Annotated in this window: 28 protein-coding genes and 1 riboswitch; of the genes, 23 read left to right on the forward strand and 5 right to left on the reverse strand. The window is 41.7% G+C overall.

All coding sequences use genetic code 11. The features are described 5' to 3' along the window. Positions 1 to 23 precede the first annotated feature (23 nt). A riboswitch (cobalamin riboswitch) is annotated at positions 24 to 209 on the forward strand. Positions 210 to 360: 151 nt separating this feature from the next. The 3 genes from HUS26_RS05870 to HUS26_RS05880 all read left to right on the forward strand — a co-directional run bounded on the left by HUS26_RS05870 (position 361) and on the right by HUS26_RS05880 (position 1,631). Further along, on the forward strand, positions 361 to 756 hold the full coding sequence (locus HUS26_RS05870) for a DUF4430 domain-containing protein (protein ID WP_173916266.1): 396 nt from the start codon (positions 361 to 363) through the stop codon (positions 754 to 756). Between the two features lie 6 nt (positions 757 to 762). After that, the gene (locus HUS26_RS05875; RefSeq protein ID WP_173916267.1) at positions 763 to 1,266 is read left to right on the forward strand and encodes an ECF transporter S component; all 504 of its coding nucleotides are present in this window, start codon (positions 763 to 765) and stop codon (positions 1,264 to 1,266) included. Positions 1,267 to 1,364: 98 nt separating this feature from the next. Beyond that, positions 1,365 to 1,631 carry a helix-turn-helix transcriptional regulator gene (locus HUS26_RS05880; RefSeq protein ID WP_173916268.1) on the forward strand — a complete coding sequence of 89 codons (267 nt, stop codon included), beginning with the start codon at positions 1,365 to 1,367 and terminating at the stop codon, positions 1,629 to 1,631. Between the two features lie 76 nt (positions 1,632 to 1,707). Here the strand turns inward: HUS26_RS05880 and HUS26_RS05885 are convergent, their stop codons facing one another. Continuing rightward, positions 1,708 to 1,956, reverse strand: a complete 249-nt coding sequence (locus tag HUS26_RS05885; protein WP_173916269.1) for a ferredoxin — start codon at positions 1,954 to 1,956, stop codon at positions 1,708 to 1,710. Positions 1,957 to 2,088: 132 nt separating this feature from the next. Here HUS26_RS05885 and HUS26_RS05890 point away from each other — a divergent pair, with 132 nt between their 5' ends. Genes HUS26_RS05890 through HUS26_RS05905 form a run of 4 tightly spaced genes read left to right on the forward strand, consistent with a single transcriptional unit; the run spans position 2,089 to position 5,481 of the window. Next, positions 2,089 to 3,141: a helix-turn-helix domain-containing protein gene (locus tag HUS26_RS05890; RefSeq protein ID WP_173916270.1), complete on the forward strand. Its 1,053-nt coding sequence runs from the start codon at positions 2,089 to 2,091 to the stop codon at positions 3,139 to 3,141. Further along, on the forward strand, positions 3,134 to 4,627 hold the full coding sequence (locus HUS26_RS05895; protein WP_173916271.1) for an ATP-dependent DNA helicase RecQ: 1,494 nt from the start codon (positions 3,134 to 3,136) through the stop codon (positions 4,625 to 4,627). The genes HUS26_RS05890 and HUS26_RS05895 overlap by 8 nt, the downstream gene beginning before the upstream one ends. Beyond that, positions 4,620 to 5,219 carry a type II CAAX endopeptidase family protein gene (locus tag HUS26_RS05900; protein WP_173916272.1) on the forward strand — a complete coding sequence of 200 codons (600 nt, stop codon included), beginning with the start codon at positions 4,620 to 4,622 and terminating at the stop codon, positions 5,217 to 5,219. The genes HUS26_RS05895 and HUS26_RS05900 overlap by 8 nt, the downstream gene beginning before the upstream one ends. After that, positions 5,209 to 5,481, forward strand: coding sequence for a hypothetical protein (locus tag HUS26_RS05905; RefSeq protein WP_173916273.1), 273 nt, complete (start codon positions 5,209 to 5,211; stop codon positions 5,479 to 5,481). Before HUS26_RS05900 ends, HUS26_RS05905 begins: the two co-directional genes overlap by 11 nt. Before the next feature lie 34 nt (positions 5,482 to 5,515). Here the strand turns inward: HUS26_RS05905 and HUS26_RS05910 are convergent, their stop codons facing one another. Genes HUS26_RS05910 through HUS26_RS05920 form a run of 3 tightly spaced genes read right to left on the reverse strand, consistent with a single transcriptional unit; the run spans position 5,516 to position 6,582 of the window. After that, positions 5,516 to 6,085, reverse strand: a complete 570-nt coding sequence (locus HUS26_RS05910; RefSeq protein ID WP_173916274.1) for a manganese catalase family protein — start codon at positions 6,083 to 6,085, stop codon at positions 5,516 to 5,518. Positions 6,086 to 6,103: 18 nt separating this feature from the next. Continuing rightward, a complete protein-coding gene (locus HUS26_RS05915) occupies positions 6,104 to 6,331 on the reverse strand; it encodes a spore coat protein CotJB (protein WP_173918755.1) in 228 nt (75 codons plus the stop codon). 26 nt (positions 6,332 to 6,357) lie between these two features. Next, complete coding sequence (locus tag HUS26_RS05920; RefSeq protein ID WP_173916275.1) at positions 6,358 to 6,582, reverse strand: spore coat associated protein CotJA; 225 nt, start codon at positions 6,580 to 6,582, stop codon at positions 6,358 to 6,360. A 251-nt stretch (positions 6,583 to 6,833) separates the two neighbouring features. Between HUS26_RS05920 and HUS26_RS05925 the strand changes: the two genes are divergently transcribed. The 5 genes from HUS26_RS05925 to HUS26_RS05945 all read left to right on the forward strand — a co-directional run bounded on the left by HUS26_RS05925 (position 6,834) and on the right by HUS26_RS05945 (position 11,996). Next, positions 6,834 to 7,742 (forward strand): MerR family transcriptional regulator, encoded by a 909-nt coding sequence (locus tag HUS26_RS05925; RefSeq protein ID WP_173916276.1) that lies wholly within the window; start codon positions 6,834 to 6,836, stop codon positions 7,740 to 7,742. Between the two features lie 114 nt (positions 7,743 to 7,856). Beyond that, entirely contained in the window at positions 7,857 to 8,435 is a 579-nt protein-coding gene (locus HUS26_RS05930; RefSeq protein ID WP_173916277.1) for a genetic competence negative regulator, read from the forward strand. A gap of 134 nt (positions 8,436 to 8,569) precedes the next feature. Next, on the forward strand, positions 8,570 to 9,514 hold the full coding sequence (locus tag HUS26_RS05935; protein ID WP_173916278.1) for a D-alanine--D-alanine ligase: 945 nt from the start codon (positions 8,570 to 8,572) through the stop codon (positions 9,512 to 9,514). 125 nt (positions 9,515 to 9,639) lie between these two features. Then, complete coding sequence (locus HUS26_RS05940; protein ID WP_173916279.1) at positions 9,640 to 10,920, forward strand: Glu/Leu/Phe/Val dehydrogenase; 1,281 nt, start codon at positions 9,640 to 9,642, stop codon at positions 10,918 to 10,920. A 95-nt stretch (positions 10,921 to 11,015) separates the two neighbouring features. Then, complete coding sequence (locus tag HUS26_RS05945; RefSeq protein ID WP_173918756.1) at positions 11,016 to 11,996, forward strand: YpdA family putative bacillithiol disulfide reductase; 981 nt, start codon at positions 11,016 to 11,018, stop codon at positions 11,994 to 11,996. 93 nt (positions 11,997 to 12,089) lie between these two features. On the opposite strand, the gene HUS26_RS05950 is transcribed toward HUS26_RS05945, so the two are convergent. Then, complete coding sequence (locus tag HUS26_RS05950) at positions 12,090 to 13,061, reverse strand: asparaginase (RefSeq protein WP_173916280.1); 972 nt, start codon at positions 13,059 to 13,061, stop codon at positions 12,090 to 12,092. 87 nt (positions 13,062 to 13,148) lie between these two features. Between HUS26_RS05950 and prsW the strand changes: the two genes are divergently transcribed. The 11 genes from prsW (at position 13,149) to HUS26_RS06005 (ending at position 23,969) form a co-directional block, all read left to right on the forward strand. Next, complete coding sequence (gene prsW, locus HUS26_RS05955; protein ID WP_173918757.1) at positions 13,149 to 13,811, forward strand: glutamic-type intramembrane protease PrsW; 663 nt, start codon at positions 13,149 to 13,151, stop codon at positions 13,809 to 13,811. Between the two features lie 103 nt (positions 13,812 to 13,914). After that, positions 13,915 to 14,670, forward strand: a complete 756-nt coding sequence (gene sleB / locus HUS26_RS05960) for a spore cortex-lytic enzyme (protein ID WP_173916281.1) — start codon at positions 13,915 to 13,917, stop codon at positions 14,668 to 14,670. 11 nt (positions 14,671 to 14,681) lie between these two features. Next, entirely contained in the window at positions 14,682 to 16,019 is a 1,338-nt protein-coding gene (gene ypeB, locus HUS26_RS05965; RefSeq protein ID WP_173916282.1) for a germination protein YpeB, read from the forward strand. A gap of 168 nt (positions 16,020 to 16,187) precedes the next feature. Then, positions 16,188 to 16,376, forward strand: a complete 189-nt coding sequence (locus HUS26_RS05970) for a flagellar brake protein (RefSeq protein ID WP_256371075.1) — start codon at positions 16,188 to 16,190, stop codon at positions 16,374 to 16,376. 468 nt (positions 16,377 to 16,844) lie between these two features. Further along, positions 16,845 to 17,516, forward strand: a complete 672-nt coding sequence (gene cmk, locus HUS26_RS05975) for a (d)CMP kinase (protein WP_173916284.1) — start codon at positions 16,845 to 16,847, stop codon at positions 17,514 to 17,516. Positions 17,517 to 17,533: 17 nt separating this feature from the next. Continuing rightward, a complete protein-coding gene (locus tag HUS26_RS05980; RefSeq protein WP_173916285.1) occupies positions 17,534 to 18,118 on the forward strand; it encodes a 1-acyl-sn-glycerol-3-phosphate acyltransferase in 585 nt (194 codons plus the stop codon). Positions 18,119 to 18,215: 97 nt separating this feature from the next. Next, positions 18,216 to 19,358 (forward strand): 30S ribosomal protein S1, encoded by a 1,143-nt coding sequence (gene rpsA / locus HUS26_RS05985; RefSeq protein ID WP_173916286.1) that lies wholly within the window; start codon positions 18,216 to 18,218, stop codon positions 19,356 to 19,358. A gap of 6 nt (positions 19,359 to 19,364) precedes the next feature. Continuing rightward, positions 19,365 to 20,408: a type 2 isopentenyl-diphosphate Delta-isomerase gene (gene fni, locus HUS26_RS05990; protein WP_371809558.1), complete on the forward strand. Its 1,044-nt coding sequence runs from the start codon at positions 19,365 to 19,367 to the stop codon at positions 20,406 to 20,408. A gap of 325 nt (positions 20,409 to 20,733) precedes the next feature. Continuing rightward, on the forward strand, positions 20,734 to 21,339 hold the full coding sequence (locus HUS26_RS05995) for a hypothetical protein (RefSeq protein ID WP_173916288.1): 606 nt from the start codon (positions 20,734 to 20,736) through the stop codon (positions 21,337 to 21,339). Between the two features lie 251 nt (positions 21,340 to 21,590). Further along, positions 21,591 to 22,901 carry a ribosome biogenesis GTPase Der gene (der, locus tag HUS26_RS06000; protein WP_173916289.1) on the forward strand — a complete coding sequence of 437 codons (1,311 nt, stop codon included), beginning with the start codon at positions 21,591 to 21,593 and terminating at the stop codon, positions 22,899 to 22,901. 27 nt (positions 22,902 to 22,928) lie between these two features. After that, complete coding sequence (locus tag HUS26_RS06005) at positions 22,929 to 23,969, forward strand: NAD(P)H-dependent glycerol-3-phosphate dehydrogenase (protein ID WP_173916290.1); 1,041 nt, start codon at positions 22,929 to 22,931, stop codon at positions 23,967 to 23,969. The last annotated feature ends 23 nt before the right edge of the window (positions 23,970 to 23,992 follow it).

The raw sequence follows: 23,992 nt of genomic DNA on the forward strand, positions 1-23,992 counted from the left end.
GGGTTCATGTAATCTAATAATGAACTGAATAGTTAGGTGCTGGTACCGCTTCAGGTATAAAAGGGAATCTGGTGGAAATCCAGAACTGTCCTCGCAACTGTTAGTGTATACGAAAAGGATAAACCACTGTAGCTGTTTAAATGCTATGGGAAGGTCCTGAGTAGAGTGACGCACAAGTCAGTAGACCTGCCGCATCTATCGTTTCAAAGCTTCGGGGATTGAGCATTTGGGCAGCCGGCTGAAAATTTTCTAATGATTATTTTTTAGTAATGTTGTCTTAAGCCTGCTCCTTGGGAGCAGGCTTTTTTGGTACATAAAATGCTTTTATTTCTCTACGTTTAAAAATTGGGAGGGATTTACATGAACTTTGTTTCAAGATGGCTGTTTGTTTTATTATTATCAGCAGGTGTATTAGCAGGTTGTGGAGAAAACGATCAAGCAGAACAACAGGCTGAGAGCAATGAAGAAGAGATCGGTATAGAAATTGAACTGTCAAAGGATAAAGGGGAAGAAACAATTTCTGAGGAAGAGTACATGGTCGAGGAAGGCACAACGTTAATGGAAATTATGGAGAATAATTATGAAATTAAAGAAGAAGGAGGGTTTATCAATAGTATTGACGGGATTCAGGCGAAAGAGGGGGAGCAAAAGGCCTGGCTCTATACGATTAACGGAGAAGATGCTACGGTCGGAGCAAATGAATATGAAGTAGAAGACGGAGACGAAATTAACTTTGATTTTCAAGCGTGGGAATAATCAATTATGAATACTTATAGAATTACGCTGTTATCGATGCTTGCGGCACTTGCTATAGCGGGGAGAATTGCGATGGCCCACCTGCCGAACATCCAGCCGGTTACGGCGATTATTATTATCGCCGGGTTCTGGCTCGGTCCGCTTTCGGCCGTCTTCCTGGCTGTGCTTGTCACTTTTTTATCAAATACGATTTTAGGGATGGGAATGTGGAGCGTATGGCAGATCATTTCCTGGAGTGTAATCGGATTGATGGCAGGCATGATAGGGAAATATATCCCTTCACTTCCTGTTTGGGGGCTGGCGGTATACGGGTTTTTCAGCGGCCTCTTCTATGGATTGATTATATCTGTGACGATGTATACCGTCGGTCAGCCATTTTGGGTCTATTATCTGGCAGGCCTGCCGATGGACGTCAACCACGCAGTAGCTAATGCTGTCTTTATCGGTTTACTTTCTCCTGTTTTAGGAGCACTGTTTGCAAAATACCAAAAACGTCACGCACTGACTTGAAACAGCTGTCTTTAGGCAGCTGTTTTTCTATGGGGTGAGATAGTAAACATTAGGAGGTTCTGATAAAATAAGGAGAGAGGAAAAAGGAGAAGGTTCTTATGGATCGTAAGGATTTGAATAAGGTGGTTTCCGAAAAGTTAAAGCTTATCCGAGTTGAGTCCCATTATACTCAAGGGCAAATGGCGGATCTTATAGGAATTTCCAAAAAAACTCTTATCCAGGTCGAAAAGGAAAGGAGCCTTTTGAGCTGGACATCGACGGTCGCGGTGTGCAGTTTATTTGATCACTGCAGCACTCTGCGTTCAGCGCTTCAAGGTTCTCCCTATGAAACTGTAAAAAATATTACTTTTAATGAATCGCGTTAATAAATCACAGGATGAGCCGGAATTAACATCACATCTGCAAAAAAACAAACCCTCCAGAGACAGAGGGTTTGTCCTTCTATTCAAATTTTAAAGGATCTCCGTCAAAAGGCTCCTCTGCAATCTTAATAGAGTCTGTAGGGCAGCCCTCCAGAGCGTCTTCCATATCTTCCTCCAGAAATTCAGGGACTGTTTCGATCCCCTTATTCTCATCCAATACGACATGAGCTAAACCTTCATCATCGTAATCATATATATCAGGGGCTGCTGCGCCGCAGGCTCCACAGGCAATACATGTATCCTTATCAACCATGGTGTATTTAGGCAAGAAGTAAAACCTCCCTTATTATGTTTGAAGCTCGTGGTGATTCAAAATAAATGAACCTCTAACATATTTATTGTAAAGTGAGAGACGAAAGTTTTCAATACGTATGCTAGATGTTAGAAAAGAGGGCTGATTTTGTTTACATACATTCTTCTCGATTGTATCGAATCCATAAATAAAGAAAGAACCGTCTCGGGCATCTATCACCTCATCCAGGGCAAACGATCGGCCCAGAGTCTTCAGGATGCTAAAGTGTATAGATTAGAACGTTATTTCGGCATCTATCCTGACTTGAAAAGAGCGACATTTCAGAAGGTAATGGAAGATATGGAGCAGCAGCGCTGGATTGCCTTGAGTGACTATGCCGAGCTATTACCAGAAGGAGAACGAGTATTAAAAATGTCTGCTTCAGGCCAGAACCAGTACTTTTCGGGTCTGAGTCATCACCGGCACATAATTACGTTTGAACAGAGGATCCGTCTACTTATTCAGACACTGTCACAGAGTAAACTAAACGATTTTTCTTTTATCCCGATTATTGAAGACGTTTCAGTCCAGCAATGGGTTAAAAACATTTATCAGCTTAAAAATTCAGGCCGTATGCTTGATCAGCTTTTTAAAGAATTATCCGATCTTCTATCAAAGACCGAAAGTCTCGAAGCAGAGCTGTTTACCGGAAGATTAAGCGGTGGAAGAAGAATAGGGAAAACGAGAGCACAGCTTGCGGATCAGTACCATATTCGAGAACAAGACGTAGATATATATATCAAGCACGTGTTTTTCTACTTATTTCACTTGTCGAAACAGGAAATGGAAACGTATCCTGTACTTCATCTCTGCCGTAAGGGACTGGAAGACAGCCGGCTGATTACTCAATCGGCTCAAGTTACATATCAATGGCTTGAAAAAGGCTATTCCCTAGAGGAAGTCGCGCGCTTACGCCGGTTAAAAGAAAGCACGATTCAAGATCATCTCGTAGAAGCAGCTTTGACTATTGAAGATTTTTCCATCGACTCATTTGTTAAACCTTCTGCCCAGGAAGAAATTCTATCGGTGATGGTAAAATTAGGTTCCAACAAACTGAAGCAGCTGTTTGAAGAGCTTGAAGGCTCTTATACTTACTTTCAATTAAGACTCGTTGTAGCTAAGAGCCAGCACAAGAAAGAGAGGAATGAGTCCCATGTGTGAGTCACTTGAAAAAAAGCTGTATCAACATTTTGGCTTTTCTTCATTCCGTCAAGGGCAGCGCGAGATCATCAAAGATGTGTTAGCAGGCAGGGACGTGTTAGGCATTCTTCCTACCGGGGTCGGCAAGTCGCTTTGTTTTCAATTACCTGCAAAATGCTTAAGCGGAACGACGATCGTTATTTCTCCGCTGATTTCATTAATGGTCGATCAAGTCAAACAGTTAAAAGCAAAGGGCTTTAAGGACGCTGTCGCTATTAATAGTTTAATGGATATTAAGCAGCGCAGTTTATCCCTTCAGCACTTACATCGTTATTCATTGATTTATTTATCACCTGAGATGCTCCAGAACCCATGGATGGAAAAGAGATTGAAACAGTTGAAAGTTGATCTTCTGGTCATTGATGAAGCGCACTGTATCTCCCAGTGGGGACACGAGTTCAGAACCGATTATTTAAAAATTGGAGAAGCAGCCGAAAACCTTGGGCATCCTCCTGTCTTAGCATTAAGCGCCACAGCAACACCGGAAGTGCAAAAAGATATTAAACATCAGCTGGGGCTTCCTCTTATGAAAGAGCATATTTACAAAATGGACAAGCCGAACATAAGCCTGTGTGTGGAAAAGTGTGAGGACCCCGAAGAAAAATTAGAACGGATTATGCGTGTATTAAGGGCGCAGACTTCTCCTACAATGATTTATTTCTCAAGCCGGCAGACGGCAGAGGGGGTCACAGAACAACTAAAGCAAAGACTTGACCAGCGCATCGCCTTTTACCATGGAGGAATGGAGCCGATGGACAGGCTGCTTGTACAGCAGCAGTTCATGAATGATCAGCTTGATGTCGTATGCTGCACAAATGCTTTTGGAATGGGTGTAGATAAACCAAATATTCGCAGGGTGATTCACTATCATTTCCCAACACAGCTCGAATCCTATATTCAGGAAATAGGCCGGGCCGGAAGAGATGGTCTCCATTGTGCCAGCCTTGTTTTATACACCCCGACTGATCATCATCTGCCGCTTAGGCTGATCCAAAGTGAATTGCCGGAAGAAGCAGACGTTAATAATCTGTTTCGGTATTTACAGAGTGAAAATGAGCTGAAAGAAAACACTTTAGTAGAGAAACTCGAACTGTCGGAGTCCCAGTGGAATTTTTTGAAATACCAGCTCGAGCAGCATCGTATCAGTAACAATGATCAGTCAGAAGCAAAAGTTATGATTATTGAGCAGCTGAAAGAGCGCTGGTATTATAAAAACCGCAAGTTTAAAGAGATGCTCGATTGGATTCATTACGACGGGTGCCGCCGGGAAAAATTGTACGCCCCTTTTCAGGAAGGTTATAATTCCCCGGAAGTTCCATGCTGTGATTACTGCGGCGCCTCTATAGAGGATCTTTCAGCTGCGTCTTCCCGTGAACCGGCCCTTCAGGAAGAGCAATGGCCTGCTCGGCTTAAGGCTATTTTTCTGCAGGAGCCTTTAAATGGCTAGCCGGCAGGAAGAAATGATCCAGCAGATGACAAAAAAAGAGATAACAGGGCACTTAGCAGTCACACAAACCGTATTGCTGTGTATTGCTCTGCTGTTAAGCTGGTTCTGGTTTGATTCGTTCACCCGTGACTGGCTGGTCTTATTTACTCATGTGAAATGGAATGAATGGATGCTATATGGCATCCTTCCCGGCCTCATCATCATTGCGGTTGACTTACTGCTCATCGCTCTTCTGCCTGAACGTTTTTATGATGACGGCGGAATAAATCAAAAAGTTTTTCAAGGCCAGTCCTATTCTGCTACTTTTCTTCTTACTCTTTGGGTGGCCGTTTGTGAAGAAGTTTTGTTTAGAGGAGTAATCCAAAGCGAGTTTGGTTTCTGGACAGCCAGCATCTTATTTGCGCTCGTCCATTTCCGCTATTTAAAAAAGGTTGTCCTGCTGATATCTGTGCTGCTGGTTAGTTTTTTTATCGGATATATATTTATGGTCACTGAAAACCTCGTGGTAACCATTACCATTCATTTTCTAATAGATTTTGGATTAGCTGTATTGATCTATTCAAGAAAGAAGGAATCTTCCATTGAAAGATAGAAGTCAACCCGCCAAAGAACATCTTCCGTCTCATAAGGGGGAGGATATTTTTCAATTACCTTCCCGAAGCGAAGTTTATCGAGAGAGAAAGAAAAGAAGCATTCAAAGGTTCAGTCTCTTGTGGTTTCGTTTTCTGCTTGTTCTTTTATTTATGATTATCCTCATCGTCATAAGCCAGCCTTACTGGATAGGGTGGATGGATAAACAAAGAGAGCAAATCGAAAAGCCGAGCCCTTATCACGAAGAAATTACCATAAAATAAGAAAAGCTCCCCACGGCCAAGGGAAGCTTTTAGTTTAAAAGATTCTTTTCTTATCCCGTTCATGTTTTAAGATTTCTACGGCTTCTTTGAAACGCTGAGAATGGACGATTTCTCGTTCTCTTAAAAACTTCAGGCTGTCATTTAAAAATGGATCATCTGACATGTTAATGATCCACTGGTAAGTAGCTCGAGCTTTTTCCTCAGCGGCTATGTCTTCATATAAATCAGCAATTGGGTCACCTTTTGCCTGGATGTAAGTAGCTGTCCAAGGGTTTCCGGCCGCGTCGTGATAAAATAACGCTTTATCATGATTCGCATAATGAGCGCCGAGACCAGCTTCTTTCAACTGTTCAGGAGTTGCATCTTTCGTTAATTTATAGACCATTGTGGCAATCATTTCTAAATGAGCGAACTCCTCAGTTCCGATATCTGTAAGTAGCCCGATAACCTGATCAGGTATCGAATAACGCTGGTTTAAATAGCGCAGAGCTGCGGATAATTCTCCGTCGGCCCCTCCGTATTGTTCAATTAAAAATCGGGCGAGCCGGGGGTTGCACTCACTGACTTTAACCGGATACTGCAGCTTCTTTTCATATAACCACATAGTCTGCCTCCTTTATTATTACATTTGCCATGGCCATGGAGCTTTGTTCCAATTCCACGGGTACGAAGAATAACTGCCTCCAAACTGAAGGAGCGGTCCGAAAGACAGTTCATACTGATGCTTTAATTTCTTGCTTTGGGAAGCCAGTTCATTAAACTGCTGAATCGACTGGGCATCGTTAGGGTGGGTATCTAAGTATAGAGTTAATTCCACCAATGCGAAATCGACCTGCTGAATCTGAAGCATTAATTCCTGCTGTTCTTTACTTGGATTCAACCTTCCTCACCTCTTTTCGGAGCCGGAGATGGATATGGATCAAATAAAACAGGCCATAACGTCCCCCTAAAAAGCGCCTCTTGAACAGGGAATTGAGGAAGTCCCGGCGGCTGGAATCCTAAATATAAATTAGGCGGGGTCTGATAATATTTCCACCGCATCGGAGGGCACGGATCATTCGTGCTTATAAAAGGCTTATACCATTTAATGGGTGTGTACATAATCATCACCTTTCTGCTGTCATATCACCAAATTATGTTTTCTGGGCTTGTTCTATTCCGTGAACAAAAAACAAAGGAAGTGTTCGAATACATATAAAAATGAAGCGGCGGATAGGGAAATGGTTTAGAAGAGGGATAAATTATAATGGAAGTGTAAGCTTTCAAAACGGCACGTTTAAACGTATATAAACTTTACACATTAAATCTTGGAGTTTTATAATTAAATAAAATGCTGCAGTGGAGGAAGGGTTATGCCTAATCATAAAGCAAAATATAACATCAAAGCCGTCTCGCAGATGCTGGATATCCAGCCGGGGACGCTGAGGGCATGGGAAAGACGCTATCAGATGATCCGTCCGATTCGTAATGAAGCAGGACACCGATTATATACAGATGAACATATTCATACCTTAAGATGGTTGATTGACAAAGTGAATAAAGGGTTTACAATTTCACAAGCAGTCGCCCTTATAGAAAATAACGAAGAACCTGTTTCTTCCCAGCAGCATGATAAGCACAACCGGCTGGATGTACTAGGAAATGAATTAATGGAGCATTTGCTCTGTTTTGATGAACGGGGAGCCCAGCTGAAATTGGATGAAGCCTTCAGCTTATTTATTCCTGAGACAGTAGCGATCAATATGATTGGCCCAATTCTTCTAAAAGTAGGAGACTTATGGGAAAAGAATCAAATTACGAGCGCGCACGAGCATTTTGCAAGTAATTTTCTCCGTTCGAGAATTGGGATGATGCTTGTATCCATTCCGCTTGAAGGTATGCAGCCTAAAGCCCTTTTAGTCTGCGGCCCAAATGAACGGCATGAACTTGGTCTGCTTATATTTGCCCTGTTCTTAAAAAGGAAAGGCTATGAAGTTATCTATTTAGGACAAAGTGTGGCGAGCGGAGATGTGGATGTCGTACTTGATGAAATAAATCCTAAGTACCTTTTTCTGTCCTGTACGATGAAGAATAATCTGCCTGCTACGCTCCGCTTAGTTGAAAAACTGGATAAGCAGTTCCCAAGTGTACAAATAGGGCTTGGCGGCTATGCCTATGATCAATTGACAGAAATAGAAGAAAAACGACTGTCTTCCTATATGGTCGGAAAAACACGCGAAGAGTGGGAAGACTGGTTGAACAAAGGAAATCATGGAAGTTAAATGAGAATAGCCCCCAGTCCATTTTTATGGATATAATTCCAAAAAAAGTGCCATAATGAGAGCAGTCATCATAAGATAGAGATAACCAGATATCCGTAAAAGGGGGGCGTATACATGCGAGTTGAAAGAATGTCTAATGAAAAATTTAAAATTTTTCTTACGTTTGATGATTTATTAGACAGAGGTTTAACTAAAGAGGAACTTTGGAATGACCTTCCGAGAGTTCATCGAGTTTTTAGTGATATGATGTATGACGCCGGGGTAGAACTTGGAGTGGAGTTAAGCGGTATGCTGCTTGTCCAAGTTTATCTATTACAGGCGCAGGGAATGCTGGTAGTTGTTACAAAATCTAAAGAAGATATAGATGAAGATGATGATTATATTGAGATGAAAGTAACCTTAGATGAAAGTAAAGAAATGATTTTCGCTTTTGACGATTTTGAAGATATTATTCAGGCTGGAATCCACCTCTATGAGTTAGGTGTCATTAAAGGTGACGTATTCTACTATAATGATCATTATTACATGCTGTTAGATGATGTAGATATCTTCCATTTAGATATTGAACAAGTAATCGCTCTATTATCGGAGTTCTCTTCGGCTACAGCGATGACTTCTCATCGTTTATTAGAATATGGGAAGCCGATTATGAAGGATAATGCAATGGAAACGATTTGTAAATACTTCTATTAAATGGGTGGATCGAGAACGGATGCTAAAGCAGCTTCGTTCTTTTTGTTTTTTAAATAGAAGGTGAATAGGGAACGTGTTAAAATGATGATGGTTATGTAAATGATAAAGACTGAAGAAACGGAGAGTGTGCATTCATGAAAATTGCAGTATTGTATGGGGGAGTTTCAGGAGAACGCGAGGTATCCCTTTCAACTGGAAAAGGAGTTATACAGGCGTTAGAAAACAGAGGACATGAAGTGGTCAGCATCGACTTTAATCCTTCTCATTTAAATGAGCTTCTCCAATTAAACGTAGATTTAGTATTTATCGCTCTTCACGGCCGTTACGGCGAAGATGGAAAAATACAAGGCCTTCTCGATATGCTTGAGATTCCATATGTCGGATCTGGAGTTCTCGCTTCAGCACTGGCGATGGATAAAGCAAAATCCAAACAGATCTTTTCCAAAGAAGGCATTCATACAGCCGACAGCCAGGCTTATCCAATACAGCAGTTTACAAACATAGATGAAGTTATTCAAAGAATAAAAGCTGAGTTTACGGCTCCTTTTGTAGTGAAGCCAAACCAGGAGGGTTCCACACTTGGATTAACGATCGTAAAAGACAGCGGGCAAATCGATGAGGCGGTTAAATTTGCAGCTGCTTCAGATTCTGTAATCTTAGTCGAAGATTTTGTGAAAGGAAGAGAAGTCACGGTGCCTGTGATCGGAAAGCAGGGCGAGGAAGAAGCTCTTCCTGTTATAGAAATCATTCCTAAGAGTGAGTACTATGACTATGACTCTAAATATAAGCCAGGCGGCAGCGAACATATCGTTCCTGCAAAAATCTCTGATGAATTGACGAAGCAGCTCCAGGAGGATGCGGTAAAAGCCCATCAATTATTAGGCTGTAAAACATATTCACGGGTAGACTTTATAATAGATGGGAATAATAGACCTATCATATTAGAAGTAAACACCCTGCCAGGCATGACACCGACGAGTCTGTTTCCAGATTCAGCCAAGGTAATCGGCTGGAGCTATGATGACTTAATCGACCGTTTTGTTTCTCTTTCCACTCAGGAGAAAAAACAGACAATGTAATCGCTTTCGAGTTTATTTTTAAAGTAGGAAATTAAGCTTAAAAATTGCTTGCTTTAAAGAATGGAACGTGTATACTATTCACTGAAAGAACCCAAAGCTATTGGTTTCATATAGGAGGTAAATCGATGGTAGCCGATAAAGCTGACGTCAATGCAAATCAACAAAGCGAACAATTAGATGTGCTTCTATCTACTCAGAAAGTAGTAAAGAAGGCGCTCGATAAATTAGGGTATCCAAATGAAGTTTATGACTTATTGAAAGAACCGGTTCGGATGATGACGGTGAGAATTCCAGTAAGGATGGACGATGATTCCATTAAGATATTCACAGGATATCGCGCACAGCATAACGATGCTGTGGGACCGACAAAAGGGGGCGTCCGTTTTCACCCCAATGTTTCGGAGAAAGAAGTAAAAGCCCTGTCGATCTGGATGAGTTTAAAAGCAGGGATTGTCGATCTTCCATATGGCGGTGGTAAAGGCGGAATTGTCTGCGACCCTCGCAATATGTCGTTTCGTGAATTAGAGGGCGTCAGCCGTGGATATGTACGTGCAATCAGTCAGATTGTAGGCCCGACTAAAGATATCCCGGCTCCGGACGTATTTACAAACTCTCAGATTATGGCATGGATGATGGATGAATACAGCCGGATCGATGAATTTAACAATCCGGGATTTATCACAGGTAAACCTCTTGTGCTTGGAGGCTCCCATGGAAGGGAATCCGCTACAGCCAAAGGTGTTACGATTTGTATTGAAGAAGCAGCGAAGAAAAAAGGAATACAGATAGAGGGTGCCAGAGTAGTCGTTCAAGGCTTCGGAAACGCAGGAAGCTTTTTGGCTAAATTTATGCACGATAAAGGGGCAACAGTCGTTGGTATTTCTGATGCTCACGGCGGCCTTTACGATCCAAACGGCTTAGATATCGATTATCTGCTCGATCGCCGAGATAGCTTTGGAACAGTGACGAATTTATTTAAAAATACGATAACCAACAAAGAGCTTCTTGAATTAGACTGCGATATTCTCGTGCCCGCAGCGATTGAAAACCAAATCACTGAGGAGAATGCTGCCAATGTTAAAGCGACTATCGTTGTAGAAGCAGCCAACGGACCAACGACGATGGAAGCGACGAGGATTTTATCCGAGAGAGGTATTTTACTCGTTCCAGATGTTCTTGCTTCAGCAGGAGGAGTAACGGTTTCATACTTCGAATGGGTGCAGAATAACCAGGGTTACTACTGGACGGAAGAAGAAGTAGAAGAAAAGCTTCATAAAGTCATTATTAAAGGATTTGAAAATGTTTATCGTACGGCCGAGATGCGTCGAGTAGATATGAGGCTTGCCGCTTATATGGTCGGGGTCCGGAAGATGGCAGAAGCTTCCAGGTTCCGCGGATGGATATAAGTTGATTCCATATTATAAATCTCCTATCATTAGATAGGAGATTTTTTTATGTGAAAAATGTATATAGATGGTTTTTGGCAAAGAGGAGTGAAATCGTGCAGGAAGAAAAGGTAATCATCATTGGGGCTGGACCGTGCGGAATGAGTGCGGCGATCGAGCTTAAAAGAAAAGGGATTGACGCTTTAATTATAGAAAAAGGCAATGTCGTAAATTCAATTTATCATTATCCGACTCACCAGACTTTTTTTAGCTCAAGCGAGAAATTAGAGATCGGAAATATTCCTTTTATTACGGAGCTGCAAAAACCGGTTAGAAACGAAGCCCTTGCTTATTACAGGGCTGTGGCTGAAAGAGAAAGCCTTCGGATTCATTCTTTTGAAAAGGTAAAGAAAGTAGAAAAACATGCCGGTAAATTTCGCGTGCACACTGAAAAAGAAGCGGGAGAAGAAATGGAATACGAGGCTTCTTACGTTGTGGCCGCTACCGGATATTACGACCAGCCTAACTATATGAATGTGCCGGGCGAAGAGCTGGATAAAGTCATGCATTACTTTAAGGAAGCTCACCCCTACTACAGAAAAAACGTAGTCATTATCGGCGGAAAAAATTCGGCAGCAGATGCTGCACTTGAGCTTGTAAAAGCGGGTGCTTATGTCACTGTACTTTACCGTGGGAAGGAATACTCAAGAAGCATCAAGCCATGGATTCTTCCATTGTTTGAAGCACTAGTTGATAAAGGCACCGTTGAAATGGAATTTGAAGCGGGTATTAAAGAAATTACACAAACTTCCGTGATTTATGAATGCCGCGGCAAAGAGAAGATTGTTGATAATGATTTCGTTTTCGCAATGACAGGATACCGTCCCAACCATCCCTTCCTTACAAGCATGGGAGTTGAAATGGATGAGGAGACAGGACGACCGGCTTTTGATGAAGAAACGATGGAGACGAACATTGAAGGAATCTATATTGCGGGAGTAATTGCCGCTGGATATAATAATAACGAAATTTTCATTGAAAATGGACGTTTTCATGGTGGCAAAATCGCCGAATCGATAAACAAAAAGCAAGCCTAAGGGCTTGCTTTTTGTTTATAAAGAAACTCTATTGATTGAAGTAACGAGCGCCATTCGCATATTTTTTCAGTAAATAATCATAAAGCTGCAAGATTAATAACTAAACATAGGTGTAAGTTCCATAGGGTTGCTCGTCATTTCAAGCACAACCAGCAATTTTATTCTAGCTTTAGGACCTGTTAGACCATTGGCAAAGATCACTCCTAAATCGCTCAGCTGACGACCGCCGCCTTCATAACCATACGTATCTTGTACAATGCCCTGGTAACAGCGGGAAACGAGGACGATAGGCACACCTTGCTTAATCGTTTTCTCAATAGCCGGGATCGTTTCAGGCGGAAGGTTTCCTTGTCCTAAGGCTTCAATAACAATTCCGTTTACACCGCTCTTTCTGACAGCGTCAATGATTGTGCCATCCATTCCCGCGTAGGCTTTAATCAAGCTGACCTTTTTACTTAACTGCTGAATTGGATATGAATCGTAGTGAGTGGTTTTATGATGAAAGAATACATCTTTTTTTGTCGTTATCCCAATAGGCCCATACTGCGGGCTTTGAAAAGTAGCAACGTTACTCGTAGATGTCTTCGTCACATTTTTAGCTGCATGGATTTCATCATTCATTACGACGAGAACGCCTTTGCTCTGTGCCTCATCGCAGCTCGCCACTCTTATTGCGGTCAGTAAGTTGTATAACCCGTCTGAACCAATCTCATTACTCGATCTCATAGCGCCGGTAACAATGACCGGCTTTTTCGTCTGTAAAAATAAATCCAGGAAATAGGCTGTCTCTTCAAGTGTGTCCGTTCCATGGGTGATGACAATGCCATCATATTCTTTCTGAGAGAGCCTTTCGTGAATATGCCGGCCCAGCTGAAGCATGTGGTCCGGCCGGATATGGGGAGAAGGGAGATAAAAAAGAATTTCATCTTCTATTTCTGTTACTCCTTTTAAAAGAGTGGAAATTTCCTCGAGCGGATGCCGTCCCTGGGTATTAACCTCTCCTGTTTCTTTGTCTTCTTTCATCGATATTGTTCCGCCTGTATGTATAACTAATATGTTTTTCAAGTGGATCATCCTTTTATTCATTATTCCTTTTACTTAATCTTCATGATACGATGATTTTAACGGGAAAGAAAGAGAGAGCTGATGAAAATGGCTGTATTAACTGTAGCTATTGCCCCTGCGTTAGCGTTAATGACATTTATATATTTAAGTAAGAGAATTGAACTAGAACCTCTGCCGCTTATCGTCCGGATGTTTTTAATCGGTGCTCTGCTCGTATTTCCGATTATGTTCATTCAGCATGCCATTGAAATAGAAAATATCTTTCAGGGAAGAGCTGTTAAGTCATTCTTCCAGATCGCTTTATTAGAAGAGTTTATTAAATGGTTCTTTCTGATGTTTGCAGCCTACCGCCATGCAGCATTTGACCATCACTATGACGGGATCATATATGGTGTTTCGATCAGTTTAGGGTTTGCTACGGTGGAGAATATTATTTATCTTTTTGCAAATGGGATTGAAGTAGCATTGATACGAGCGCTTTTCCCTGTATCTTCCCATGCCTTATTCGGGATTTTAATGGGGTATTATCTTGGCAAAGCTAAATTTTCGCCTGCGAATAAAAAAACTTCGCTTGCTCTTGCCTTAGTCATTCCATTCTCTCTTCATGGACTATATGCCTATTTCGTAGTAACTGCGATCTGGCTGTACGTTCTCATACCTTTTATGGTTGTTTTATGGATTGTTGGAATGAGGAAGATTAATATGGCTAACAGGCACCACGAACAGATTTTTGAACGATTATATAAATGAAAAAGCCTCCGAAGTGGAGGCTTTTTTTTATGAAAATGTATATTGTTGCTCTTTTGTCTAAAACTACCTCTATAAATCAGGAATAGACCAGGGGTGTAGACTTATGTTTTGGAAAAAAATAGTGATGGTAGCTTTACTGTTTTCTCTTGTAATTTTCCCTATTCCGCAGCTAAATGATGGCTACAAATCTTACGCGTTCACGAATCAAGTGATTCAGCATGGAGCCGTCGGCCAGGATGTTATAGAACTGCAGGGAAGACTGAAATTTCTCGGATTTTATAACGGCAAGGTAGATGGTGTTTTCGGTTGGGGAACCTATTGGGCTGTTAGAAATTTTCAATATGAATTTGGAATGGAAATTGATGGACTGGTCGGTCCGGAAGTTAAAAACAAATTAGTAAAAGCAACAAAAGGTTATAATCCGCAGGCTAATCAGGGAGGCGGCGGTGGCGGCGGCCAGGGAACACCGTCTGAACCGACGGCTGTAAATGTACCAGGAGGTTATTCGCAAAATGATATTAAGCTGATGGCTAACGCCGTTTACGGAGAAGCCAGAGGAGAGCCTTACATCGGCCAGGTGGCTGTAGCTGCCGTTATTTTAAACCGTGTAGAAAGCGCGACATTCCCTAATACTGTGTCTGGAGTTATTTTTGAGCCGCGCGCCTTTACGGCTGTAGCTGACGGACAAATATGGCTTACCCCAAATGATACGGCAGAACAAGCCGTTCTCGATGCTATCAATGGCTGGGATCCTTCAGGAAATGCTAGTTATTATTTCAATCCCAATACGGCGACTTCGGGCTGGATTTGGTCACGTCCGCAAATTAAGCAAATCGGCAAACATATTTTTTGTAAATAGGAGGTGGAGCTATGTTTCGCTGGATAACCATTACCTTACTGACGATCGCAGTTATAGGTTTAGGAGTGTTTGGATATAAAGAGCATCAGGATAAGAACGCAATCCTGATTCAGGCTGAAAATAATTATCAAAGAGCATTTCATGAGTTAACTTACGATGTGGATATGCTGCATGATAAGATCGGTTCAACTTTGGCTATGAATTCTCATAAACAGCTTTCACCGCAGCTTGCAGAAATTTGGAGACTTACATCTGAAGCGAGCTCGGATGTCGGGCAGCTTCCTTTAACATTGCTCCCTTTTAACAAGACAGAAGAGTTTTTACACAATATCGGTGATTTTGCTTATAAAACGGCTGTAAGGGATCTAGAGAAAGATCCTTTAACGGATGATGAAATCGCCGGTTTAGAAGGTCTCTACAAACAATCAGGAGAGATCAGGGATGAGCTGAGACAGGTACAGAGCGTGGTTCTAGAAGATAATTTAAGATGGATGGATGTAGAACTTGCTTTAGCTACCAACGATGAAAATGGAGATAACACGATCATAAACGGATTTAAGACTGTCGAAAAATCAATGGACGGTTTTCAGGAAACCAACCGGGAAAATGGGTTTGCAATTGAAACACAGCAAATGAGCAATCCGAAGATCGAAGGAAAAGAAATAAATGAAGATCAGGCGAGAAATATTGCGAAGGACTGGTTTGGAGATTCAGGGAATTCCAAAATAACGATTACGAAATCTGGAAAAGGCGCTGATATCCCTACGATTACCGCTTCTTATCAAAAAGGTGAGACAAACGGTTATATGGATATTTCCCAAAACGGCGGATACCCGTTAACTCTCATGGTAAGCCGGCAGGTGAACGAACCTAAAATTGGGTTAAATGAAGCTTCTATAGAAGCTGAGAAGTATCTTGATAAACTAAACCTTAAAGATATGGAGCTTGCGGAAAGCAGTCAATATGATAACGTAGGTGTTTTCCGTTATGTGTATTCAAAAGATGGAGTGAGGTACTATCCGAGAACTATTCACTTAAAAGTCGCTTTAGATAATGGAGAGCTGCTGGGATTAAGTGCACGCGAATTTTTCAGCAATAACTCAGAGCCGATCAACGCTGAACCAAAAATCAGTGAAGAAGAGGCCAGAGAAATGCTGAACCCTAATTTAGAGATTCAGGATAATTATTTAGCTGTGATTAAAAACGATTTAAACGAACCTGTTCTCTGCTATGAATTTTTAACGACAAAAGGTGGAGAAACTTACCGAATCTTTATTAATGCCACTAATGGAGAAGAAGAAAAAGTAGAAACCCTGAATTCGACGGAACAAAAGTATGATCCTGCATAAAAAAGAGCTGCCTCTTAAAAAAGGCAGCTCTATTTCGTATATTCGGCTCTATCTTTATGTGTAATTTTCCGGGATAATATACTCAAAACTATAGTCTCTTATGAGGGGCGGTATATAGGCTGAAAGTAGGAATAATCTTAACCTTAGAATTACAGAACAGGCAGATTCCTGCGAAAACGATATAAGTGTAAGCTTGTGGATTATTCAGATACACTGCTGGTTGTTGATTACCCTGTGAAAATTACTAGTTTAAAGACAGCTTTTTTCTTGGAAGGGGCTAAGTTTCAAGCGAGTTTTTCCAGTGGAGATGATGCTGTCTATTCATTTGCTGCTGAAGTTAGAGCGCAAGAATCTTAAAGTTCCAGTTCTTATTTAACCTTTCCAGGTCCAGACAAGCTTGTACGCATCCAAAGACGTGAATTCGTAAGAGTGGAGGCAGCTGTTGATGTAGTTCCAGCTTCAAATTATATGAAGCAGGGATCTTCGATGAAAGTGTCTTTTACGCTGCCAATAAAACCAGGCGGCTTTCGTTCAATTGAAGCTTCAGCCATTGGACAGTGTAAAAGGGAGCGGCAACAACGTCGTTTCTCTCCAATTTATAGAGTTAGAAGAAAGGAAGCGGGATTTAATTATTAAATTTTGTTTGAACGGAAAATGCTTCTTCTAAAGACAAAGCAGATTCCGTAGTATAGATTTTATGAAAGATTTTATGTTATTCTTTACGAGTATGAATAAAAGTGAACTGCGTACATATTCGCGCTAAAGTAAGGTGTCAAAGCAGTGAGTTGTATGAATTTTGTCACTGAATTAATGGAGGAAAGTAAGATGAAACGTGAACTAGCAATTGCAATTGATGGACCGGCAGCCGCAGGAAAAAGCACAGTAGCAAAAAAGGTTGCTCAGCAGCTGTCCTATATATATATCGATACGGGAGCGATGTACCGGGCCCTGACGTTAAAAGCGGTTCAATCGAATATTGATTTAGACAGTGAGCAGAAGCTGACTGATCTGATAAATAATACAACGATTGAACTGACTCAAGAATCCGATGGTCAGCACGTCTGGCTTGATGGAGTGGACGTCACCCATGACATCCGCTCAAATGAGGTGACGGCGTCTGTTTCTTATGTAGCTAAACATGCCAACGTGAGAAAAGAAATGGTAAGGCGCCAGCAGAAGCTGGTGGAACAGCGGGGCGTTGTCATGGATGGAAGAGATATCGGAACCCATGTCATTCCTGATGCAGAAGTAAAAATCTTTATGATTGCTTCGGTTGAGGAAAGAGCAGCACGCCGCCATAAAGAAAATCTTGAGAAGGGTTTCCATTCCAATTTAGAGGACTTAATGGATGATATCAGGAAACGTGATGAAATTGACTCAAAACGTGAAGCGGCTCCTTTAGTGAAAGCAGATGATGCAATTGAGCTTGATACGACTTCTCTTTCTATCGAAGAAGTAGTTGATCGAATTATTTCCATTGCATCAGTAAAAAGGTAAAGGAGGAAGGTCACATAATGAATTTATATAAAATAGGTAAAGCAGTGTGCTCCGTTATTTTTTATCCGTTATACCGTATAAAAGTTATTGGGAAAGAAAACATACCAAAAAAAGGACCCGTCATTATATGTTCCAATCATATCTCCAATTTCGACCCGCCCGTCGTCGGAATTACAAACAGCCGGAATATTTATTTTCTTGCTAAAGAAGAACTGTTTAGAAAGAAAGTTTTCGGATGGATTTTAAAAAATGTCCATGCCTTTCCCATAAAGAGAGGCATGCGTGACAGGGACGCTCTGAGAAAAGGACTTCAAATTCTTAAAGAAAATCATGCTTTAGGATTGTTCCCGGAGGGTACTAGACAAAAGAGCGGTAAAATAGGGAGGGGCCTTGCAGGAATAGGATTTTTTGCGTTAAGGTCGAAAGCTGTCGTCGTTCCTTGTGCGATTATCGGGCCTTATGAAAAGTTTAAGCCATTAAAAGTGGTATACGGAAAACCGATGGACATCGAGACTTACCGTGAACAGAAGGCTTCCGCTCAGGAGGTAACTGATCATATTATGGAAGAAATCAGACAATTGCATAAATTCCATAGTGAATGAGGGTAAAACGCTTGACAAACCGCCTCAAATATTAGAAGTTAGACAAAAGGGCATTTCTGTATTTAGTAGTGTCGGAAATTGAAGGAGGTTGCTTTGTATGGATGAAATGAATAATGAAGTATCAGGTATGAAAGAATTTTCTACAGGGGACATCGTGACGGGCAAAGTTGTCAAGATCGAAGAAAAACAAGTTCTCGTAGATGTTGGATATAAAGTTGAAGGTATTGTTCCTATTAGTGAATTATCCAGCTTACATGTAGAAAAAGCTTCCGATGTAGTAAATGAAGGTGATGAGCTTACTCTACAGGTAAAGAAAGTAGAAGATGATGAAATTGTTCTATCCAAACGTGCAGTCGATGCTGACAAAGCATGGCAGGAACTTGAAGAAAAGTTTGAAAGCGGTGAAATTTTCGAAGCTGAAGTGAAAGATGTGGTTAAGGGCGGTTTAGTCGTAGACATCGGGCTTCGTGGTTTCATTCCTGCTTCATTAGTAGAGACTTATTATGTAGAGGATTTTGAAGACTATAAAGGTCGAACACTTACGTTGAAAGTAGTTGAGCTCGACCGCGAGCAGAACCGCGTCATTCTGTCTCACCGGGCCGTAGTTGAAGATGAAGAATCTTCTAAAAAGCAAGAAGTGCTGCAGTCATTAGAAGATGGACAAGTAGTAGAAGGTACTGTCCAAAGATTAACAGACTTTGGAGCTTTCGTTAACCTGGGCGGGATTGATGGTCTTGTACATATCTCGCAGCTTTCACACCAGCATGTGGAAAAAGCTTCGGATGTTGTAGAAGAAGGCCAGAAAATTAAAGTAAAAGTATTATCCGTTGACCGCGATAATGAAAGAATCTCTTTATCATTGAAGGCTACTCAGCCTGGCCCATGGCACGACATTTCCAGCCGGGTACAGTCTGGACAGGTTATTGAAGGAACGGTGCGCCGTCTTGTAAGTTTTGGCGCTTTTGTTGAGGTATTCCCTGGTGTGGAAGGTCTCGTTCACATTTCCCAAATTTCCAACCGCCACATCGGCACACCTGGTGAAGTACTTGAAGAAGGGCAGCAGGTCGAAGTGAAAGTTCTTGATGTAGATGAACAGGCAAAGCGCCTTTCCTTAAGCATGAAAGAGCTTGAAGTTGATCAGAGCCGGGAAGAGATGAAATCATACGAGAAAGAAGACGATCACGCTGGGTTCTCACTTAGCGATATGATTGGCGACCAGCTCGATAAGTACAAAAAATAACAGGCGGTGAATGTTTTGTCGAGAGCAGAAAGAAAACTCGACCACATCCGTCACGCTTTGACGCATGAGCGCGATTATTACAATCATTTTGATGATGTAGAAATCGTTCATCAAAGTATAGCTCATCTAAACTTTGATGAGCTTCATGTATCAGCAACTGTGGGAGAACTTCAAATAAGTTCTCCCCTTTTTGTTAATGCGATGACGGGCGGAGGCGGGAAAGAAACGTTAAAAATTAATGAAGCCATAGCTGAAGCTGCCGCTCACACAGGGATTGGGATGGCAGTTGGTTCGCAAATGGCCGCTATTAAGGACCCATCCGAGCGTCCAAGCTACGAAATCGTGCGGAAGCGCAACCCAAGAGGTACTGTGTTTGCCAATGTAGGCAGTGAAGCTAGTTTGCACCAGGCTCAAAGCGCCGTTGATATGCTCGAAGCAGACGCTCTGCAGATTCATGTGAACACGCTTCAGGAGCTTATTATGCCGGAGGGCGACAGAGATTTTACCAGCCGGCTTCAGAACATGGAACAAATCGTACAGGGGATCCATGTTCCTATAATAGTGAAAGAAGTCGGATATGGTATGTCTAAGGCAACGATTCAAACCCTTGCGGATATTGGCGTCAGCTATATAGACGTCGGTGGACGGGGAGGCACTAATTTTTCCATGATTGAAAACATGAGAAGGGAAAAACCATTCTCTTCTTTTAATAACTGGGGAATCCCTACACCTGTTTCGCTGCTTGAAGCTGCTGATATTCGTAAAGAAAGAGATGTTCATATTATTGGCTCTGGTGGGATTCGTCACGGACTTGACGGTGCGAAAGCAATGGCTCTTGGGGCTTCTGCGTTCGGTATGGCCGGAGGGCTTCTAAAAGTATTAGTCAATCACGGCATGGATGAATTAATAGCTGAAATTGACCATATTCATTATGAGTTAAAAATAGCCATGATGCTGACGAACTCCAAAAACCTTGAGGAGTTAAGAGAAACCAGTGTGGTTGTTTACGGAAAAACAAGAGAATGGATCGAACAGAGAGCGAAGCTGTGACAGGCTTCGTTTTTATTATTGTAAAGTATACTCTGATAAATGTTTGGATTGTTTCTTAAAGAAAAAGCAGAGCCTGTTCGTTTTAAAGCGGCCCACAAGATCAGGGGACCACTATAAACCACTTCGCGGGTCACTGAAAAAGACATCGTCTTTATTGAGGACGTTTTGACCTTAATCAAACTTCTTCACTAGTCTCTTTGCATGGGTGCTCGGATTATCCCAAGCAGGGTAGTTAACTTTTTTTCATCAACCTTACCTGATACTATTGCCAATAGTTTAAAACCATCTCTGATGACCTATACTTATGGTTATAGGAGGAAATTCTATGAATATCGAATACTATTGGTTTAGCTGGTTTGCTTTTATTCTGCTGGCGTTTTTTATTCCATCACAAATTCCGAAAAAACAAGCGATAATGGCCTTTGTATTACTTAGCATGATCAATTATTCAATTATTGCCGAATCGTCTGAGTATTTAATGTGGTCCTTAGGCTTTCATATTACTTTTGGTGTATACTTTTGGGCAGAGCCTAAACCAGTATTCAACCATTTATGGCTGATCATCGTTGTATTTCTATCCACTCTGCTGCAATTATTTATTATAGTAAATCCTGTATGGATCATTTTTCCCGGTGCGTGGATTATTCTTGTGGCCGTCATTTTTTTAATACAGCTGTGTGTGCCATCGCTTGCCAGCCAGATCGGTTTGTGGATATTAATGAACGCTGGCGGGGCGATTGCTGCTTATTTTGTTGCCCAAAGCTTGGCTATTGAGTTTATGATGAACTATTCATTTGCCCATACGACTATTATCCAAGGGGTGTTTCTATTATTTGTTTTTTACTTAATGGAACGTGTAAAACATGCGATGAAAATATCCAAAAGGAAAGTGCTGTTAAAGAAACGCATGATGGCTCCAATGAATAAGTGATTGTATAAAAGTAGGGAATTTGCTACTATAATAAAGTTAGAGCATGTCTGCTATTCTTATGAGGTCAATCCTCTAAAAAGAGGTTATGATCCATAGAACAGCAGTATTTTTTTGTATATAAATCATTTAAAATGAAAGCACTGTTAACTTTTTCAGCTTAAAAGAGAGGGGATACGCTCCCTTCCCATCAAGGTGAACAGAGCCTCAATGAAAGAAAATAATTTATTGGTAAAGGAAAGGATGATCCTTTCGTGAGAAAATCAGTAGTAGCGATTGTCGGTCGGCCGAATGTAGGGAAGTCGACTATTTTTAACAGGTTAGTAGGAGATCGGATCTCTATCGTAGAAGATATACCTGGAGTTACGAGAGATCGTATTTATGCAGAGGCTGAGTGGCTGACCACTACTTTCAATGTTATAGATACTGGTGGTATTGAATTAGGAGACGAACCGCTTCTCGTGCAGATGAGAGCCCAGGCTCAAGTGGCTATCGATGAAGCAGATGTGATCATATTTATGGTAAATGGCCGGGACGGAATTACAGGTGCGGATGAAGAAGTAGCAAAAATGCTGTTTAAATCCAATAAGCCTGTCGTACTCGCTGTCAATAAAGTCGACAACCCAGAAATGAGAGAAACTATTTATGAGTTTTATTCTCTCGGATTTGGCGAGCCTTATCCTATTTCAGGAACTCACGGGCTTGGACTGGGGGATATGCTGGACGCGGTTGTTACTCATTTTCCTGAGCTGGAACTTGAGGAAGAAGATGAAGATATTATCCGATTCAGCCTGATTGGGCGCCCGAACGTAGGCAAGTCCTCTCTTGTAAACAGTATTCTTGGGCAGGAACGCGTCATTGTAAGTAATATCGCAGGTACAACGAGAGATGCGATCGATTCCCCGTTTACAAAAGACGGACGGGAGTTTGTTATTATCGATACGGCTGGTATGCGTAAGCGCGGAAAGGTGTACGAGTCGACGGAGAAGTATAGTATCATTAGGGCGTTAAAAGCAATTGAACGCTCGGATGTAGTTCTAACCCTGATTGATGCAGAGGATGGAATTCAGGAACAGGATAAGAAAATTGCTGGTTATGCCCATGAAGCAGGAAAAGCCGTCATCATCGTCGTCAACAAGTGGGATACGGTCGAAAGTGATCCAAAAGTGATGAAGGAATTCGAAGATGATATCCGGTCGAATTTCCGGTTTTTAGACTACGCTCCGATCGTGTTTTTATCCGCCAAAACGAAAAAACGGACGCACACACTGCTTCCTAAAGTAATTGAAGCTAGTGAAAACCATGCCAGAAGGCTGCAGACTAACATCTTAAATGAAGTTATTATGGATGCATTAGCGATGAATCCAACACCTTCTATTAAAGGGCAGAAGCTTAAAATTTTTTATGCCACTCAAGTAGCGGTGAAGCCGCCGACATTTGTGGTATTTGTTAACGAGCCGGAGTTGATGCACTTTACGTATGAGCGCTTCTTGGAAAACCGAATTCGTGAAGCGTTTGGATTTGAAGGAACACCTATTAAAATTATTGCAAGAAGACGCAGTTGATCTAAACAGAGAGGGGAGAATCATTTTATGAGTAAAGTAGCTGTTTTAGGTGCAGGAAGCTGGGGTACCGCTTTAGCCATTGTGCTGGCAGATAACGGGCACGATGTTCACTTATGGTCTCACCGTAAGGAACATGCCGAAAAAATAAACGAGACGCATCAAAATGAAAAATATTTAAAAGACATTACGATTCCTTCTAACGTCACCGCCAGTTCTGATATGAAGGAAGTGGTGAGTGATACGGAGCATATTGTATTAGTTGTTCCTACAAAAGCGATTCGTGAAGTATGTAAAGAGCTTGTTCGATACTTGGATCAAAAAGTCGTTCTTACACATGCTTCAAAAGGGATTGAGCCGGAAACTTATAAACGGGTTTCAGAGGTCATTGCTGAAGAAATTTCTCGTGATAAATACAAGGACATCGTAGTTCTTTCAGGACCAAGCCACGCGGAAGAAGTCAGCTTAAGACACCCGACAACTGTAACGGTTTCTGCGGAGGATTTATCCGTCGCTAAAAGCGTGCAGGATTTATTTATTAATGAACAATTTCGCGTGTATACCTCTCCAGATCTTGTAGGAGTAGAGCTTGGCGGTTCCCTGAAGAATATCATCGCTTTAGGGGCTGGGATTTCTGACGGACTTGGATTTGGAGATAATGCGAAGGCTGCATTGATCACCCGCGGGCTGGCTGAAATCGCTCGTCTTGGAACATCAATGGGAGCCAATCCGCTGACATTTTCAGGCCTTACGGGAGTTGGTGACTTGATCGTTACTTGTACGAGCTCTCACAGCCGTAACTGGAGAGCCGGGTATAAATTAGGCAAAGGTGCCAAGCTCGATGAAGTTCTTGAAGATATGGGGATGGTGGTCGAAGGCGTACGTACAACCAAGGCCGCTTATCAGCTGTCGAAAAAGCAGGAAGTAGATATGCCGATTACAGCAGGCATTTATGAAGTCCTTTTCAACGATGCTGATCCGCATGATGTTGTCACACAGCTGATGACAAGAATCCGCCGACACGAAATGGAAGATCTTACAAACATTTTAGATGATCAAATGAATAGCTAACACTTCTGCCTCCCCGTGCATAT

This window comes from Halobacillus sp. Marseille-Q1614 (assembly GCF_902809865.1).
Classification (GTDB): domain Bacteria; phylum Bacillota; class Bacilli; order Bacillales; family Halobacillaceae; genus Halobacillus_A.

Bases quoted from the DNA above. Each gene is read 5' to 3' on its own strand.
- HUS26_RS05870 (WP_173916266.1), top strand. From the start codon at position 361: ATGAACTTTGTTTCAAGATGGCTGTTTGTTTTATTATTATCAGCAGGT.
- HUS26_RS05875 (WP_173916267.1), top strand. From the start codon at position 763: ATGAATACTTATAGAATTACGCTGTTATCGATGCTTGCGGCACTTGCT.
- HUS26_RS05880 (WP_173916268.1), top strand. From the start codon at position 1,365: ATGGATCGTAAGGATTTGAATAAGGTGGTTTCCGAAAAGTTAAAGCTT.
- HUS26_RS05895 (WP_173916271.1), top strand. From the start codon at position 3,134: ATGTGTGAGTCACTTGAAAAAAAGCTGTATCAACATTTTGGCTTTTCT.
- HUS26_RS05900 (WP_173916272.1), top strand. From the start codon at position 4,620: ATGGCTAGCCGGCAGGAAGAAATGATCCAGCAGATGACAAAAAAAGAG.
- HUS26_RS05910 (WP_173916274.1), bottom strand. From the start codon at position 6,085: ATGTGGTTATATGAAAAGAAGCTGCAGTATCCGGTTAAAGTCAGTGAG.
- HUS26_RS05915 (WP_173918755.1), bottom strand. From the start codon at position 6,331: ATGCTTCAGATTCAGCAGGTCGATTTCGCATTGGTGGAATTAACTCTA.
- HUS26_RS05920 (WP_173916275.1), bottom strand. From the start codon at position 6,582: ATGTACACACCCATTAAATGGTATAAGCCTTTTATAAGCACGAATGAT.
- HUS26_RS05925 (WP_173916276.1), top strand. From the start codon at position 6,834: ATGCCTAATCATAAAGCAAAATATAACATCAAAGCCGTCTCGCAGATG.
- HUS26_RS05930 (WP_173916277.1), top strand. From the start codon at position 7,857: ATGCGAGTTGAAAGAATGTCTAATGAAAAATTTAAAATTTTTCTTACG.
- HUS26_RS05935 (WP_173916278.1), top strand. From the start codon at position 8,570: ATGAAAATTGCAGTATTGTATGGGGGAGTTTCAGGAGAACGCGAGGTA.
- HUS26_RS05940 (WP_173916279.1), top strand. From the start codon at position 9,640: ATGGTAGCCGATAAAGCTGACGTCAATGCAAATCAACAAAGCGAACAA.
- prsW (WP_173918757.1), top strand. From the start codon at position 13,149: ATGGCTGTATTAACTGTAGCTATTGCCCCTGCGTTAGCGTTAATGACA.
- sleB (WP_173916281.1), top strand. From the start codon at position 13,915: ATGTTTTGGAAAAAAATAGTGATGGTAGCTTTACTGTTTTCTCTTGTA.
- ypeB (WP_173916282.1), top strand. From the start codon at position 14,682: ATGTTTCGCTGGATAACCATTACCTTACTGACGATCGCAGTTATAGGT.
- cmk (WP_173916284.1), top strand. From the start codon at position 16,845: ATGAAACGTGAACTAGCAATTGCAATTGATGGACCGGCAGCCGCAGGA.
- HUS26_RS05980 (WP_173916285.1), top strand. From the start codon at position 17,534: ATGAATTTATATAAAATAGGTAAAGCAGTGTGCTCCGTTATTTTTTAT.
- rpsA (WP_173916286.1), top strand. From the start codon at position 18,216: ATGGATGAAATGAATAATGAAGTATCAGGTATGAAAGAATTTTCTACA.
- HUS26_RS05995 (WP_173916288.1), top strand. From the start codon at position 20,734: ATGAATATCGAATACTATTGGTTTAGCTGGTTTGCTTTTATTCTGCTG.
- HUS26_RS06005 (WP_173916290.1), top strand. From the start codon at position 22,929: ATGAGTAAAGTAGCTGTTTTAGGTGCAGGAAGCTGGGGTACCGCTTTA.